Genomic DNA, 14,097 nt, shown 5'->3' with positions numbered 1-14,097 from the left:
GATATTCTTTTGTGCCGCCCTGTTGCATGGCGTTTTAATATAACACAAGGAGTTCGTACCTATGCGCACAGCAGAAATTGCAAAGCGTTATCTTGACTACTTTGGTAATCATGGTCATATGGTCGTGCCTTCAGCATCGCTGATTTCACCAAATCCAACGACGCTTTTCACGATTGCAGGCATGGTTCCATTCATACCTTATCTTTTGGGAGAGCAAACGCCTCCTTCTCGCAGAATGACGTCTAACCAGAAGTGCGTGCGTACTCTTGATATTGACGAAGTCGGCAAGACTACTCGTCACGGCACGTTCTTCCAGATGGTTGGTAACTTCTCGTTTGGTGATTATTTTAAGGAAGAAGCGATTCACTACGCTTGGGAGCTTTTAACAACTCCGCAAGATAAGGGCGGATACGGATTTGACCCTGAAAAGCTCTGGGTAACTACTTATACCGACGATGATGAAGCTCGCGCAATTTGGAAGAACGAAGGCTTCGACCCAGAGCACATGCAAGTTTTCGGTATGGAAGATAACTTCTGGACCACTGGTGGTCCTGGTCCTGGCGGCCCATGCTCCGAAATCTACGTTGATCGCGGTCCTAAATACGGTAAGGATGGCGGTCCTGCTGCTGACGAATCTCGTTTCATTGAGATTTGGGATTTGGTCTTCGAAAACTTCCAGGTAGATAACGTAAAGTCTAAGACTGATTTGCATATTGTTGGTGAGCTTGACCAGAAGAATATTGATACTGGCGCTGGTTTGGAACGTTTGGCTTACCTTATGCAGGGTAAGGAAAATATTTACGAAACAGACGAAGTTTATCCAGTTATTGAAGCTGCAGAAAAGCTTAGCGGTGTAAAGTACGGCGATAATAATGATGCTGACGTGCGTTTCCGCGTTGTAGCAGATCACGTACGTTCCGCTTTGATGATTATGAGTGATGGTGTGCGCCCAAGTAACGTTGGACGCGGATACGTGCTTCGTCGTCTTCTTCGCAGAACTGTTCGCGCAATGCGCATGCTCGGCGTTCAGGACCCAGTTCTTCCAACTTTGTTCCCAGTTTCTAAGGCTGCAATGGAACCAAGCTACCCAGAACTTAACAACACTTTCCACGAGGTTAGTGAAGCTGCATATGGTGAAGAAGACGCGTTCCGCAGAACTCTTGAAAAGGGCACAACTATTCTTGACCTGGCTGTTGAAAAAGCTAAGAAAGAACACAAGGATGACCCTATTGTTGGCGGCTCGGACGCATTCACTTTGCACGATACTTACGGCTTCCCAATCGAGTTGACTCTTGAGATGGCTGCTGAGCAGGGTGTTAAGGTTGATGAAGCTAAGTTCCGCGAGCTTATGAGCGAGCAGAAAGGTCGCGCTCGCGCGGATGCTTTGAAGAAGCGTCACAATGTGGATGTTAGCGTTTACGACGACATTAAGAAGGAGCTTGAAAAGCCAATCGACTTCCTCGGTTACACTGACTTCTCCAGCCGTTCAAACGTTTTAGCAATTGTTGAAGCCGGTAAGGGTGCTGTTAAAAGCGTTAGCGCTCCTGCAAACGTTGAAGTTATTCTTGATCGCACGCCATTCTATGCTGAGCGCGGTGGTCAGATTGCTGATCAGGGTGAGATTATTTCCGACGACGGCGCAATTTTGGAAGTTGACGATGTTCAGCGTCCAATCAAGGATTTGATTGTTCACAGCTGCCGACTTACTGAAGGTACTCTTAGTGTTGGTGCTCCAGTAAACACCAATATTGACCAGGTTCGCAGGGCTGCTTTGGCTCGAAGCCACACTGCTACTCACACTCTTCACAAGGCTTTGCGCGAAGAGCTTGGTCCACAGGCAACTCAGCGCGGTTCTGTAGTTGATCCAGATCGTTTGCGCTTTGACTTCCAGTGGCCAAAGGCTGTTGATAAAGATGCGCTGCTCCGTGTAGAAGCTCGCGTAAACGAGCGTATTCGTGACGATTTGCAGGTTGTTCCAAAGGAAATGCCAATCGATGACGCTTTCAAGCTTGGAGCAATGCACTTGTTCGGCGAAAAGTACGGCGATATTGTGCGAGTTGTTGAGATTGGCGACGGTTGGAGCCGCGAGCTTTGCGGTGGTACTCACGCTAAGAGCACCGGAAAGATTGGTATGGTAACCATTCTTTCGGAATCTTCCATTGGCTCTGGTGTACGCCGTATTGATGCATTGTGCGGCGAAGAGGCGTATGAATATGGTGCTCGTGAGCACGCTTTGGTGGCGCAACTTGCTGGCATGGTTAATGCACGCCCAGATGAGTTAGCTGAGCGCTTGGAGTCTTTGCTCAACAAGATGAAGGATTCAGACCGCAAGCTTTCTTCGGTGTATGAGTCTCAGCTTAATGATGCTGTTCCAGAATTGGTTGAGGCGGCTAAACAAAGTGGCGCAACGGTTAAGCTTGCTGTAAAGAATGTTGGAAACTTTGGTTCCTTCGATGCATTGCGCAAAACAACACTTGATGTTCGTTCTCGCTTAGGTGAGGATGCTCCTGTGATTGTGGCGCTGTGTGGCGTGAATGAAGAGGATCGTCCAATGGTGGCGGTGGCGACTAACGACGCCGCACGTGGTCTTGGTGCTAAGGCTGGCGATCTTGTTCGTACTGCTTCCAAGGTGCTTGGTGGCGGTGGCGGCGGCAAGCCAGACTTCGCTCAAGGCGGCGGCACAGACGCTTCTAAGATTGACGAAGCGCTTGAGGCTGTTAAGGCGCAAGTTGCGCAGCTTGCTTAGCGTGTTTCTATCAGCTTAAATAAAACGATGCGATCTTTACCAAAAGCGGCACAAAAAATGGTGTGGTTAGGTATTGATTTAGGTGACGCAAGGGTCGGAACAGCTCTTTCCGACCCTGAGCTCACTTTCGCTCATCCTGCCGGGAATGTTCAATCCTATGGTGATTCGTTTAATGCGATTGAAGATGTTTTAAACATTATCGAAGATAATAGTGTTAGTCGTGTTGTAATAGGTCTTCCTTTGCAATTAGACGGAACTGAAGGAAAATCTGCTAAAAAAGCGCGTCGTTGGGGTACTAATTTAGTCAAAAGAATGAAGTCGCTTTTTGATTATGGAGATTGGTCTCTCGATTTTATTCCAGAAGTTGTTTGGAAAGATGAGAGACTAACAACTGTTACGGCGCATAAACAACTGTTAGATGCAGATTTTTCTACTAGGAAGCATCGTCCTATGGTTGATCAGCAGTCAGCAGTGTTGATTTTGCAATCTGCGATTGACGATTATAAGAATGATTGCAAAAATAATTAAAGCAGACAATAGTTACGACAATATTGTGAAATAATGTTATTCTGAAATAATGTCACTGTGAAATAGTAACCAGCAGTCCAAGCGGGAGGAAGCGTTTAATGACTGAGAATATCGACGATTTTTTCGATCGAAACGCTAAGTGGAGTCACGAAACTCCTAATCCACCTGTGCCTCCAAAATCGCGCAAAGATTTAAAAGCACAAAAACGACGTAAAAGTAAGAGAAAACGTATAATAGCGTTTATTCTTACGCTAATTTTTGCAATACTATTTGTTCTTGGATATGGATTATATAGGGTTGCGGTTTACATAAAAACCAACAATCAGTCTACGATTATGGACGATTGGCCAGGACCTGGAAACGGATTTGTTGAGTTTACGATTGAACCAGGTCAAGGATCTGTAGAAGTTGGGAACAATCTTGTTAAAGCGCAAGTTGTAAAGTCACAATCTACTTTTTCTAATATTGTTGCAGCGAACAACAAGATTTTATACCCAGGAATTTATGCGCTTAAAAAACACATGAACTCAATTGATGTTGTAAATATTCTTTCAGATCAAAGTAAAGCAGGCGGATTCTTAGACGTTAAAGCAGGAGAACGATCAACAGACGTTATTCGTAAGGCTGCACAAATCTCTGGAATTGACATTGCTCAATTTAACGCGATTCAAAAAACAGACGGAGCGGGGATTTTGCCGCCAGAAGCGGGCGGAAGTTTTGAAGGATGGTTGGAGCCTGGAGTTTACAACGTAAAATCCATGAAATCTGCTACTAAAATACTTGCCAAAATGGTAGATAAGCGTATTCAGAAACTCGATTCATTGGGAGTTCCTAAAGGAAAACTGCGTCAAGATATTCTCAAAATTGCGTCTATTGCGGAAGCGGAAGTAAATAATCGTGAATACTATGGTAAAGTTTCGCGCGTAATATTAAACCGTTTAGCTAAAGACATGCCTTTGGGAATGGACACTACGGTTGCTTACGGTATTGGAATTAAGGCAATTAACCTTACGCAAGCACAATTAGATGATGCAAGTAATCCATACAACACTAGGATTCGCAAAGGATTGCCGCCTACTCCTATAAGTATTCCTGGAGATAATGCTATTCTGGCTTCGCTTAATCCAGAAAAAGGATCATGGATTTATTTTGTTACCACTAACTTAAAGACCGGCGAAACTAAGTTTGCGGATAACTACGATGATTTCTTGAAGATTCGCGACGAGTATAAGCGTTCTAACGAAAACGCCAACTAGCGCGCGAAGGTAATTCGGAGCGCTGAGCTTGCTTAAGGTTGAAAGCACAGTGTGCTTTCAACGCAAGCGAAGACGTTCGCGCGCTTAGAGCGTGCGAACGACATTTAATATTTACTATTTAATGTTGTATGAGGGCTGGGTGTTTCTTGTCTCACAACGCTCTGCCTCTTACGTGTTGGTTGTTGTTGCGGTTGTTCCGATTTGGTTTTGATTTTGTTTTTTGGTTTAGGTTTGTTTGTAGTGGTGACTCATTGGATTATTTGGTATCGGCTGCCGCTCTTATACTGTTCGACCAAGAATCACCCAGCCCTCTTGCATGTTTAAACTTTTGCGTGGTTTTTATCACCGATATTCTCGATGTATTTGTGTAATTACAAAAAACCGCAAAACATAACGGCGATTATGGAAGATGCAGCTAATACGGGTACGAACGGGATTTTATTTTGCTCATTTTGCACAAGATGCACGCGGAAAAATCGCAAGCAGACTTTAGAGCAGATTTTCCACACTAAAATCCAAATTAATCCAAATATTCCAACTAATGCAAACCAGTAGATTATGCAATCAAATCCAAATAGCGCCAAAGCTTGAGCAATCATAGAAGCGCACGTAACATCGCCAAATCCAAGTGCTCCGCGCACACAAAGTTTTTGCGTCAAAACGTAGATTGCAAAAACTGTTACTGCACAAAGCCATCCGCGCAAAAGAAAATTAACATTATGAAAAGTAATAAGCGAAAAAATAAGGTTTGCTGCAGATTGTGCAAAAGCAGCTAGTAGAACCCAAAGTCTAGGCACAACGCGGTTTACTAAATCCGTTGCGCACAGTGCAATCGTGCATACAAGCGTTGGTGTTGCAAATAAACACGCTATAATAAACTGACTCATTTGATTATGCTAAATAAGCAAAAATTGCATTGCAACAAATTTTACTCAATGTGGTTAAAGGCTTTTTGCGATTTATTTCGTAGATTATTAGCAATACTTAGTTGTTAGTAAAATAAAGAATTTAGAATCTAGTATTGATTTAAAATAAAGTACAGTATTAAGTGCAAGAAGTATAACAATAAATATAACGCACAACGCGATTGGAGAAGGCATGCTTAGATGGCAAACGGCAGGGGAGTCGCATGGTGAAGCACTGGTGGCAATGATTGAAGGCGTGCCAGCAGGAGTTAAGATTACTAGCGCAGACATTGTTTCTGCTCTTGCGCGTAGACGACTTGGATATGGTCGCGGAGCGCGAATGAAGTTTGAGCAAGACAAAGTGCGTTTGCTTACAGGCGTTCGCCACGGTGTTACTCTTGGGTCTCCAATTGCTATAGAAATCGCAAATAGTGAGTGGCCAAAGTGGGTGGAAGTGATGAGCGCAGACCCGTTAGACCATGATTTAAGTGTGGAAGGTCGTAACGCGCCGCTTTCTAGGCCTCGCCCAGGGCATGCGGATTTAACGGGCATGCGTAAATATGGTTTTAGTGATGCTCGCGAGATTTTGGAGCGTTCGAGCGCTAGGGAAACGGCTTCCCGCGTGGCTTTAGGCGCTGTAGCTGATGCGTTTTTGCACCAAGCGTTGGGTGTGCGAACAGTTGCGCACGTTATTGGAATCGGCGGCGAATATGTAAGCAAAAGTTTACCCCTACCAACTCCAGACGATGTTGATGCGTTGGATGCTTCGCCAGTTCGTACTCTAGATAAAGATGCCGAAGCTCGCATGGTTGCTCGTATTGATGAAGCAAAAGCAAATGCAGATACGCTTGGTGGCGTAGTAGAGGTTTTGGCATACGGCATGCCTGCTGGAGTTGGAACGTATGTAGAGTCGGATCGCCGTTTGGATGCGGCACTGGCTGCGGCGCTTATGGGAATCCAAGCTATTAAAGGCGTGGAGATTGGAGACGGTTTCGAAGAAGCAAATCGCCCTGGCTCGGTTGCTCACGACGAGATCGTAACAGGCGAAGATGGCAAAATCACGCGCCTTAGCAATCGTGCTGGAGGAATTGAAGGCGGAATGTCAAATGGAGAGATAATTCGCGTGCGCGCTGCAATGAAGCCGATTCCGTCCATTCCTCGCGCTTTGCGAACGGTAGATGTGCTTACTGGCCAGCCAGCGCAGGCAATTAATCAGCGCTCCGATTTTACGGCAGTCCCAGCTGCTTCCGTAGTTGCAGAGGCAATGGTTCGATTAACGCTTGCAAAGTATGCGTTAGAAAAGTTCGGCGGAGATTCACTAGAAGAAACCGCTAGAAATGCTAGAAATTACGTTCAATCTTGGAAAGAGCATATGAGATGAGCGAAGAAGATTCCTTGCATGATTCCTTGCCAGATTCGCTTAGAGATTCTTTGAAAGACATTTCGCAAGATGTATCGCAAACTCAAATGCCGTTAGCCGTTATAATCGGCATGCCTGCAGCTGGAAAAACGCGTGTTGGCAAGGAATTAGCGCATATTTTGAATGTTCCTTTTATAGATACAGACGATTTAATTGAGCAAAAAATCAATATGCCGATTGCTCAATATTTTAAGGATTTTGGCGAAGAGTCTTTTAGAGATATTGAAACTCAAATTGTTAGAGATGCTATTTTCCCAGATTTTGAGCAATCCGCCCCAATAGTCGCCCTAGGTGGCGGTGCTCCAATGCGTAAGGAGACGCAAGATGTCTTAAGAAAATATACAAAGCTAGGCGGTCGTGTTGTGTATTTGCAAGTAAATGCAAGTGATGCAATTGAGCGCGTAAGCTGGAATTCTAATCGTCCTATGTTAAGCGGCGAAGATGGCGCAAAACGATGGATGGATTTGTTTGATAAGCGTGATCCTGTGTTTTGCAAAGTGGCGAATTTACACGCTCGCGTTTACGGATTAACGCCAAAACCTGCCGCAAGAAAGGTAAAAGATATGATTATGCAACGAATCGTTCATGTAGATGGTAAAGGTATTGAAGATTACGATGTTCATATTGGCGCAGGCGCTATGAGTCTTTTACCTCAAATGCTTGGAAAACAGCCTGTTCGAGTAGCTTTAATTCACACTCAGCCTGTTCAAAGACATAGCGATAAAGCAAGATCTATTTTGCGCGCAGCTGGCTACGATGTTTTCGATATTCTTATTCCAGACGCAGAGGCTGGTAAAACTGTTAAGGTTGCGGATTTTGTGTGGTCGCGCCTTGCAAACGCTGGTTTTACGCGTTCAGACGCGATTGTTGGCTTGGGTGGTGGAGCGGCTACGGATTTAGCTGGATTTGTTGCTTCTACTTGGATGCGTGGAATCCGCTACGTAAATTGCCCGACTTCGCTTCTTGCAATGGTAGACGCTTCGACTGGAGGAAAAACTGGTGTAAATACTGCAGCTGGCAAGAATTTGGTTGGTAGTTTTTACACTCCTGTTGGCGTTTTGGCAGATACTTGCGCGTTTTCTACTCTTCCTAACGATATTTTTGTTGAAGGACTTGGAGAAGTTGCAAAATCAGGGTTTATTGGCGATTCTAGCATCTTAAAAATTCTGGAAAATCCTCAAAATGCTATCAAGTTGCGCTCTGTTGATGGTCCTTCTATTTTAGACGATGCAGATTTAAATAATATGGTTTGCGATCTAATAGAAAAAAGCGTGCGCGTTAAGGCATACCACGTTTCTAACGACTTAAAAGAACAAGGTTTGCGCGAGTTTTTGAATTATGGGCATACTTTAGGGCATGCGATTGAGCAAATCGAGCATTTTTCTTGGCGTCATGGAAACGCGGTTGCTGTTGGAATGGTTTTTGCGGCGAGCCTTGCGCAAATTTTGGGCTATTTAAGTCCAGAAGACGTTGAGTATCATCGCTCGCTTTTAAAATCACTTGGATTGCCAATATCTTGGAATGGCGGCGGCAATAATGACGATGCTTTTGCTAAGGTTCTTGACTTGATGCATAAAGATAAAAAAGCTAGAGGCAACACCTTACGATTTGTTGTTTTAGACGGGATTGGAAACCCGATTCACTTAGATAATCCGCCGCTGGAGGCGATTCGCGAAGCGTTTAATAAGATTAGAGGTTAGAAAATGGTAGATGCAGAAAACACTATAAACATCCGTAAAGTTTTAGTAGTAAATGGCCCAAATTTGGGGCGATTAGGCGTTCGCCAGCCAGACGTTTATGGCAGTCAAGATTTTAAAACGTTGTGCGCGCTTTGCAAAAAGTGGGCACAAGAGCTTAATTTACAAGTGGAAGTTCGCCAAAGCGACGACGAAGCGCAAATGGTTCATTGGATGCACGAAGCTGCTGATACTCATACGCCAGTAGTTATGAATCCTGCTGCTTTTACGCACTACAGTTATGCGCTCGCGGATGCTGCGCACATGGTTTTAGATGCTGGAGTGCCACTAATGGAAGTGCATATTTCTAATCCTTCTGCCCGCGATTCTTTCCGGAAAATAAGCGTGATTAGTCCTGTTGCAACTGGAACTATTACAGGCATGGGACTGTATGGATATAAGCTTGCGCTCGAGGCTGTTGCTCATTTGATTTGACTTTGATTTGACTTTTCAATTATTCTTCCGAGTCGAGGCTCGAAGATACTATGGAGTTCCATGGTTAGAAGAAAACATGGTAACTCTCAGGAGCATATTACAAAGCATATTTTTGTCACTGGTGGCGTTGTTTCGTCCCTCGGAAAAGGTCTTACTGCATCTTCATTAGGCAGACTTTTGCGTAGTCGTGGTCTTCACGTTTTACAACAAAAACTCGATCCTTATATCAATGTTGACCCGGGTACAATGAACCCATTCCAACATGGTGAGGTTTACGTTACAGAAGACGGCGCAGAAACAGATCTTGATATTGGTCATTACGAGCGATTCCTCGATGTTTTCTTAAGTCAAAAAGCGAATGTTACAACTGGTCAGATTTATCAGTCTGTGCTTCGTAAGGAGCGTGCTGGCGAATATTTGGGTCAGTGCGTGCAGGTTATTCCGCATATTACTGGCGAAATTAAGTCGCGTATGCGCGCGCAGGCTAGCGACGATGTAGACGTGATTATTACGGAAATCGGCGGTACTGTTGGAGATATTGAGTCCCAGCCATTTTTGGAGGCTGCTCGCGAAGTTCGTCGCGATTTAGGTCCTGAAAACTGCATGTTTGTGCACGTTTCTTTGGTGCCTTATATAGCCGCAGCTCACGAATTAAAGACTAAGCCAACTCAGCATTCTGTGATGATGCTCCGATCTCTTGGCATTTCTCCAGACGCGCTTGTTTTGCGTTCGGATCGTCCGCTTAATCAAGGCATTAAAGACAAAATTTCGCTTATGTGCGATGTTGACGCTGAAGGCGTTGTGAACTGCGTTGACGCTCCAAGCATTTACGATGTGCCGAAAATTTTGTTCAACGAGGGCTTGGATGCTTACGTTGTGCGTGAGCTTGAGCTTCCATTCCACGATGTTGATTGGAACGAGTGGGAAGATTTGCTTGAGCGCGTGCATCATCCAAAGCATGAGCTAAACATTGCAATTGTTGGCAAGTACATTGATTTGCCAGATGCATATCTTTCTGTTACTGAGGCTATTAAAGCTGGCGGTTTTGCAAACTGGGCTAAGGTTAACGTGCGCTGGGTTGCTGCCGACAAGTGCGAAACTCAAGAAGGTGCGGCGGCGGCTCTTGACCAAATGGATGGCATGGTTATTCCAGGCGGCTTCGGAATTCGCGGTATTGAAGGTAAGATTGGCGCTTTGCGTTACGCTCGCGAGCATGGTTTGCCAACGCTTGGTCTTTGCCTTGGCTTGCAATCTATGGTTATTGAGTACGCTCGTCACGTTCTCGGTCTTGAGGATGCTAATTCCACTGAGTTCGAGAAGGATTGTGGCGATCCAGTAATCGCAACTATGGAAGAGCAGAAGGATATTGTGGACGGTAAGGGAGATATGGGTCACACAATGCGACTCGGCTCTTATCCTGCTCTTCTTGAAGAAGGCTCTATTGTTGCTGAGCTTTACGGTACTACGCATGTTACTGAGCGTCACCGTCACCGTTATGAAGTGAACGTGGCGTATAAAGATCGTTTGCGCGAAGCCGGCTTGCGTATTAGCGGTCAAAGCCCAGATGGTAATTTGACTGAGTTTGTGGAGCTTCCAAAGGAAGTTCACCCATTCTATGTGGCAACTCAGGCTCATCCAGAGTTTAAGTCTCGACCAACTAAGCCTCATCCACTGTTTGCTGGTTTAGTGGCGGCTGCTCTTGAACATCAGGCTAGCGAGGCTGAGTAGTATTTACCAATAGGTGAAAAATATAATAAAAATATTTTAAAAATAATTTCAATATTCATTTGATTTTATTTATTAAGTGGTGTAGAATCGTACGTTTGGGTGCGAATTTACACCACTTTTATTTTGATTAATATTTGAATATCTTATTGCATATTTTGCATCGTTTAACATAATTGTTACATATTTCTAGTGCAAATTTACATTTTTGTAATATCTATACAAATGTAAAAGACTTGGCAAAATATCATCTAAAATACGATTTAATCTAATATTTTTCTATTATAATAGTTGTTTTTATGATTTATAGACAAAATAACAGTAAATTTTACATTTAGACTTTTAGCTTGCGTTGTTTAATAAAATCCGTATGATTGAATTTTAATCAACGAAGAGGCCTCTTTATTGGCTTTGCAAAGAATCCATCTGGCAATAAATACTAGGTGGATTTTATTTATTAAGCCTGTAAAAGCCTGTAAAGCTTGTAATGAGACTTTTTCGTGATATTTAATTGAATCCTGCCATACCCAACGTTAGGAGAAAACATATGAAGAATAAGGCATTACTTTTTGCCGCAGCTGCATGCTCGGTTGCTATGCTGCTCGGTGGATGCGGTTCTTCTGCCTCGAAGACCGCTCAAACAAATGGTGGCAAGGTTGTTATTACTGTAAACGACTCCGAGCCTCAGAACGAGCTTGTTCCAGGAAACATTAACGAGAATGCTGGTGCTCGTCCTGCTGTATTGGTCAACTCCACGTTGGTCACTTTTGATGAAAAGGGCAACACGGTAAACGAAGATGCCGAGAGCGTAACTCCAAACGCCGATGCAACCCAATACACTGTTAAGCTTAAAAAAGATAAGAAGTTCAGCGATGGCACTCCAATCACCGCAGAAAGCTTTACTAAGGCTTGGAGCTTTGTAGCAAACGCTAAGAATGCTCAGAAGTGCTCTTCCTTCTTCCAGACCATTAAGGGCTACGAAGACTTGCAGAAGAATGATACTAAGGGCGACGAGCAGCTTTCTGGCTTAAAGGTTGTAGATAAGTACACCTTTACTGTTGATTTGAACCAGCCAGATTCTGTGTTTGCTGTTAAGGTTGGTTACCTTGCATTCGCCCCTCTTCCAGAGTCCTTCTACAAGAATCCAAAGGCTTACGGCGAAAAGCCAGTTTCTTCTGGACCATACTTGTTTAAGTCTTGGGATCACAACAAGCAGATCGAAGTTGTAAAGAACCCAGATTACGATGGCCCACGCAAGGCTCAGAATGACGGCGTTACCTTTAAGATTTACACCGACGGCACCGCTGCTTACCGCGATGTTCAGTCTGGCAATCTTGATATGACGGATAATATTCCAGATACCGAAACAAAGACTTTCCAAAAGGACACCACTGTTAAGGCATACAACCGTCCAGGTTCCGTAATCCAGCAGTTCGGTATTCCTGCAAAATTGCCACACTTCGATGTAACTACCGAAGAAGGCCGCTTGCGTCGTCAAGCTGTTTCTATGGCAATCGATCGCGAAACCATCATCAAGAAGGTTCTTAACAGTACAGCATCTCCTGCAAACGAGTTCACTTCTCCTTTGACTCCAGGCTACAAGGCAGATCTTAAGGGACACGAAAACCTTAAGTTTAATGCCGCAAAGGCTAAGGAACTTTGGGCAAAGGCAGATAAGATCTCTAAGTATGATGGTCCTCTTACCTTTACTTACAACGCCGATGGCAACGCTAAGTCTGTGTTCGACGCAGTTGTAAACTCCCTTAAGAATCATCTTGGAATTAATGCTGAAACCACTCCAGTTCCAACATTCCAAGAGTTCCGTAACGCATGCGAACAGCGTCAGATTAAAGGTGCATGGCGTGCAGGCTGGATGCCAGATTACCCAAGCCCAGAAAACTACTTGACTCAGGAATTTGCTTCCGTTGCTGCAGATGGCAATGGTTCTAACGAAGCTGATTACAAGAATCCTAAGTTCGATGCTTTGCTTAAGAAGGCTTCTTCTTCTAAGCAAGCTGAGGCAACTAAGCTTTATCAGCAAGCTAACGAGATTCTTCTTGAGGATCTTCCATACGTACCACTGTTCTACTCGAACGCTAAGGCTGTTATGGTTCCAAGCTTGAAGGGCTTTGTAATGGATTGGCAGAATATGCCACTTTACTACAAGCTCCACAAGTAAAGATCAAAATCAAGTAGCTATTAATATCAAGTAGCTATTAAAAAATAAACCATAATTTAATAGCATGTAAAAACGTGCTGCTGCCTTCGAATGGCGAATAAAATTACAAAATTCTATCCGCTGTTCGAGGCAGCACTTTGTGTTTTTACTTAGGTTGGGTTAAATCAATATGCAAGCCACAAGTTGGGTGTGTGCTATGCGAATTTTTAAGTAAATATATAAGGAGAAACCAATGGGTAAATACGTTCTGCGTCGCGTTTTGCAGATGATTCCTGTGGTTCTCGGCACAACATTGTTGGTATACGCTTTGGTGTTTGCTTTGCCTGGAGATCCAGTAAAAGCAATGTTTGGAGATAAGCCAATTAACCATGCTGTAGAAGCGCAAATTCGTGCCGAGTATAACTTGGATAAGCCATTTATTATTCAATATTTGTTGTTCTTAAAGAATGCGCTTACTCTTGATTTTGGACATACTTTTGCTGGTCAGCCAGTAATTGACGAAATTGGTCGCGCATTCCCAGTAACCATTAAGCTTGCGTTGATGGCGTTTGCCTTTGAAGCCTTGTTCGGCGTAGCTTTCGGCATAATCTCTGGCTTAAAGAAAGGAAAGTGGTACGACAGTGTAATCCTGGTTGTATCACTTCTTCTTATTTCTGTGCCAACATTTGTTACTGGCTTTATTGGACAATACGTGTTTGGTGTTAAGTGGCATATTATGCCTGTTACAGCAAGCAATGATCCTGGATTCTATGATCTTCTTCTTCCTGCGATAGTTCTTGGATCCGTGTCAATGGCGTATATTATTCGACTTACAAGGTCGGAAATTTCGTCAAACATATCGCTTGATTACGTGCGCACGGCTCGCGCAAAGGGCTTAAAAGAAGGCTCCGTTATTGTTCGACACATTTTGCGTAACTCGCTTATTCCTGTTGTTACATTCTTAGGTCAAGATTTGGGCGCTCTTATGGGCGGCGCAATGATTTCGGAAACAATCTTCAACATTCATGGCGTTGGATTCCTTACGTATCAGGGAATACTAAAAGGAGAAGGAAACCTTGTTGTTTCTATAGTTACGCTTCTTATGTTGATATTTGTAGTCAGCAATCTTCTTGTTGACATGTTGTACGCGGCTCTAGATCCGCGCATTCGCTACGCGTAAGGAGAGCA

General features: G+C 44.0%; 10 protein-coding genes. 9 read left to right on the top strand and 1 reads right to left on the bottom strand.

The features are described 5' to 3' along the window. Positions 1–61 precede the first annotated feature (61 nt). The 3 genes from alaS to mltG all read left to right on the top strand — a co-directional run bounded on the left by alaS (position 62) and on the right by mltG (position 4,530). Positions 62–2,746: an alanine--tRNA ligase gene (gene alaS / locus HXT60_RS04450; RefSeq protein ID WP_415702230.1), complete on the top strand. Its 2,685-nt coding sequence runs from the start codon at positions 62–64 to the stop codon at positions 2,744–2,746. A 57-nt stretch (positions 2,747–2,803) separates the two neighbouring features. Continuing rightward, positions 2,804–3,274: a Holliday junction resolvase RuvX gene (ruvX, locus tag HXT60_RS04445; protein WP_004113362.1), complete on the top strand. Its 471-nt coding sequence runs from the start codon at positions 2,804–2,806 to the stop codon at positions 3,272–3,274. A gap of 98 nt (positions 3,275–3,372) precedes the next feature. Then, on the top strand, positions 3,373–4,530 hold the full coding sequence (gene mltG / locus HXT60_RS04440; RefSeq protein WP_065189320.1) for an endolytic transglycosylase MltG: 1,158 nt from the start codon (positions 3,373–3,375) through the stop codon (positions 4,528–4,530). Positions 4,531–4,901: 371 nt separating this feature from the next. Here mltG and HXT60_RS04435 read toward each other — a convergent pair whose 3' ends face one another. Continuing rightward, positions 4,902–5,417 (bottom strand): peptidase A24, encoded by a 516-nt coding sequence (locus tag HXT60_RS04435; RefSeq protein ID WP_415690831.1) that lies wholly within the window; start codon positions 5,415–5,417, stop codon positions 4,902–4,904. A gap of 211 nt (positions 5,418–5,628) precedes the next feature. Between HXT60_RS04435 and aroC the strand changes: the two genes are divergently transcribed. The 6 genes from aroC to HXT60_RS04405 all read left to right on the top strand — a co-directional run bounded on the left by aroC (position 5,629) and on the right by HXT60_RS04405 (position 14,089). Next, positions 5,629–6,816, top strand: coding sequence for a chorismate synthase (gene aroC, locus HXT60_RS04430; protein ID WP_421790847.1), 1,188 nt, complete (start codon positions 5,629–5,631; stop codon positions 6,814–6,816). Beyond that, positions 6,813–8,555: a bifunctional shikimate kinase/3-dehydroquinate synthase gene (locus HXT60_RS04425; RefSeq protein WP_421790845.1), complete on the top strand. Its 1,743-nt coding sequence runs from the start codon at positions 6,813–6,815 to the stop codon at positions 8,553–8,555. Before aroC ends, HXT60_RS04425 begins: the two co-directional genes overlap by 4 nt. A 3-nt stretch (positions 8,556–8,558) precedes the next feature. Then, on the top strand, positions 8,559–9,026 hold the full coding sequence (gene aroQ / locus HXT60_RS04420; RefSeq protein ID WP_004113352.1) for a type II 3-dehydroquinate dehydratase: 468 nt from the start codon (positions 8,559–8,561) through the stop codon (positions 9,024–9,026). Positions 9,027–9,086: 60 nt separating this feature from the next. Beyond that, the gene (locus HXT60_RS04415) at positions 9,087–10,754 is read left to right on the top strand and encodes a CTP synthase (protein ID WP_004114673.1); all 1,668 of its coding nucleotides are present in this window, start codon (positions 9,087–9,089) and stop codon (positions 10,752–10,754) included. A gap of 544 nt (positions 10,755–11,298) precedes the next feature. Continuing rightward, the gene (locus tag HXT60_RS04410) at positions 11,299–12,930 is read left to right on the top strand and encodes a peptide ABC transporter substrate-binding protein (RefSeq protein ID WP_004113349.1); all 1,632 of its coding nucleotides are present in this window, start codon (positions 11,299–11,301) and stop codon (positions 12,928–12,930) included. Positions 12,931–13,162: 232 nt separating this feature from the next. Next, positions 13,163–14,089 carry an ABC transporter permease gene (locus HXT60_RS04405; RefSeq protein WP_004113346.1) on the top strand — a complete coding sequence of 309 codons (927 nt, stop codon included), beginning with the start codon at positions 13,163–13,165 and terminating at the stop codon, positions 14,087–14,089. The last annotated feature ends 8 nt before the right edge of the window (positions 14,090–14,097 follow it).

The organism is Gardnerella sp. KA01002 (genome assembly GCF_049244015.1).
GTDB classification, from domain to species: Bacteria; Actinomycetota; Actinomycetes; order Actinomycetales; family Bifidobacteriaceae; genus Bifidobacterium; species Bifidobacterium vaginale.
The sequence above is the reverse complement of the archived record's forward strand: the minus strand, read 5'-3'. Positions and strand labels throughout refer to the sequence as shown.